The sequence below is a fragment of the Melaminivora alkalimesophila genome (genome assembly GCF_000282995.1).
GTDB lineage: Bacteria > Pseudomonadota > Gammaproteobacteria > Burkholderiales > Burkholderiaceae_C > Melaminivora > Melaminivora alkalimesophila.
In genome coordinates this window covers 1-2,263 of sequence record NZ_ALEE01000661.1, presented here as the reverse complement: position 1 = coordinate 2,263, position 2,263 = coordinate 1, and the positions used below count along the sequence as shown (strand labels likewise).

Below are 2,263 nucleotides of genomic sequence, written 5' to 3'. Positions count from 1 at the left end.
AGGCGGTCGGCTCCTCCGCCGAAGGCCTGGCCAACCGCATGCGGGCGGACACGGCCGCCATGGCGCGCGTGATCCGCGAGCAAAACATCAGCGCCCACTGAAGGGGCGGGCGCGCCAGGCGTGCCAGCGCCGCCCGCTGGCCGAGCAGGCGCGCTCAGCCCGCCTCGTCCAGCAGCGTGCGCACGTCCGCCAGCAGCGCCTGTGGGCCGCTGCCGTAGCGATGGTAGACGCGCAGGCGCCCGGCCGGGTCGTAGAGGTAGCTGCCGGCCGAGTGGTCCATGGTGTAGCTCGTCGGCGTCGGCCCGTCCACGCGCTTGTAGTAGATCTTGAAGTCCTTGGCGACGGCCGCCAGCTGTTCGGGCGTGCCCGACAGGGCGACGAAGCTCGGATCGAAGTTCGCCATGTAGGCCTTGAGTACCTCGGGTGTGTCGCGCTCGGGGTCGACGGTGACGAACACGCCCTGCAGCCGGTCGCCGCGCTCGCCCAGGGCCTCCTTGACCTGGGCCAGCTCGCCCATGGAGGTGGGGCACACGTCCGGGCACTGGGTGTAGCCGAAGAACACCACCACCACCTTGCCGGCGAAATCCTTCAGGCTGCGCGCCTGCCCATCCTGGTCGGTCAGCGGCAGGTCGCGCGCGTACTCGGCGCCGGTGACGTCGATGCCCTGGAAGGAGGCCGACGGCTTGGGCGAGCAGCCCGCGGCCAGCCCGCCCAGCGCCAGGGCCAGCCCCGCGCCGGCGATCCGCCGCCGGCGGGCAGAGAAAGGTCGAAACATGGTCTCGAAGCTCAAAGCAGGTAGTGGTCCACCAGCAGCGCAGCGAACAGCACGCTCAGGTGGATCAGGGAGAAACGGAATGTGCGGCGCGCCAGCTGGTCGGAGTAGTCGCGCCACAGCAGGAAGCCATAGACGCAGAAGCCGATGCCCAGGGCGACCGCAGCGATCAGGTAGATCCACGAGCTCATACCGTACACGAAAGGCATCATGCAGCCGGCGAACAGGATCAGGGTGTAGAGGAAGACCTGCAGCCGGGTGAATTCGTTCCCGTGCGTGACCGGCAGCATCGGCAGGCCGGACTTGCGGTAGTCCTCCACGCGGTACAGCGCCAGCGCCCAGAAGTGCGGCGGCGTCCACAGGAAGATGATCAGGAACAGGATCATCGCCTCGGGGCCCACCTGGCCGGTCATCGCCGCCCAGCCCAGCACCGGCGGCATCGCGCCGGACGCGCCACCGATCACGATGTTCTGCGGCGTGAGCGGCTTGAGGATCACCGTGTAGACGACCGCGTAGCCGACGAAGGTGGCGAAAGTCAGCCACATGGTCAGGGGGTTGACCGCCAGGTACAGCAGCGCCGAACCGGCGGCGCACAGCAGCGCGGAAAACGCCAGCGCCTGGGCGCCGGACAGCTCCCCGCGCGCCGTCGGCCGCCACGCGGTGCGCTTCATGCGCGCGTCGATGCGCCGCTCGACCAGGCAGTTGAAGGCCGCTGCAGCCCCGGCCACCAGCCAGATGCCGGCGCTGGCCACCGCCATCATCGCCCACTGCGCCGCACTCGGCAGCCCCGGGACCGCGAGCACCATGCCGATGAAGGCACAGAAGACGATCAGCTGCACCACGCGCGGCTTGGTCAGGGCGTAGAACTGCGCCAGGCGCGACGGCATGGCCGCGGAGGCCGCCGGTCGGGGCGCCGGCGCAGCGGATGCAGGAGGCACGGGAGAAGGAGCAGGAGCAGCATTCATGGCACGAACTTCCGAAGCGCAACCGCGGCGGGCAAGGCCGGCCGGCGCGCGGCGCCGACCGCCCGGCTGCCCGACAGCACCCAGGTCAGCACCACGACCAGCGCCGCCGCGCCGCCGGTGTGCAGCACCGCCGCCGCGAGCGGCCAGCCGAGGATGACGTTGGACAGCCCGGTGCCCAGCTGCAGCAGCGCCAGTCCACCCAGCCAGCGCGCCTGCAGCCGCAGGCCCGGCTGTCGGCCCAAGCGCCAGGCGAGCCCACCCAGCGCCGCCAGCACGGCGTAGGCCGCCAGGCGGTGCGTGTAGTGGATGGCGGTGAGCGCGGCGAAACGGATGTGGCTGCCGTCCTGCAGCACGCCCAGGGGCCGCCAGAGCTGGAACGCCTCGGCAAAGTCCATCTCCGGCCACCAGCTTCCCTGGCACTGCGGAAAGGTGGTGCAGGCCAGCACGGCGTAGTTGGTGCTCACCCAGCCACCGAGCAGCACCTGCAGCACCACCAATGCGAGGGTAGCGGCCACGGCGGCCTGCA

General features: G+C 70.8%; 3 protein-coding genes. All 3 read right to left on the bottom strand.

All coding sequences use genetic code 11. From position 1 onward, the window contains the following. Nucleotides 1–154: 154 nt before the first annotated feature. The gene (locus A612_RS12875) at nucleotides 155–775 is read right to left on the bottom strand and encodes an SCO family protein (RefSeq protein WP_081501188.1); all 621 of its coding nucleotides are present in this window, start codon (nucleotides 773–775) and stop codon (nucleotides 155–157) included. Between the two features lie 11 nt (nucleotides 776–786). Beyond that, on the bottom strand, nucleotides 787–1,737 hold the full coding sequence (cyoE, locus tag A612_RS12870) for a heme o synthase (protein ID WP_051001505.1): 951 nt from the start codon (nucleotides 1,735–1,737) through the stop codon (nucleotides 787–789). Next, nucleotides 1,734–2,263 (bottom strand): COX15/CtaA family protein (locus A612_RS12865; protein WP_019374876.1); only part of this gene is annotated, 530 nt, incomplete at its 5' end. The genes A612_RS12865 and cyoE, both read right to left, overlap by 4 nt.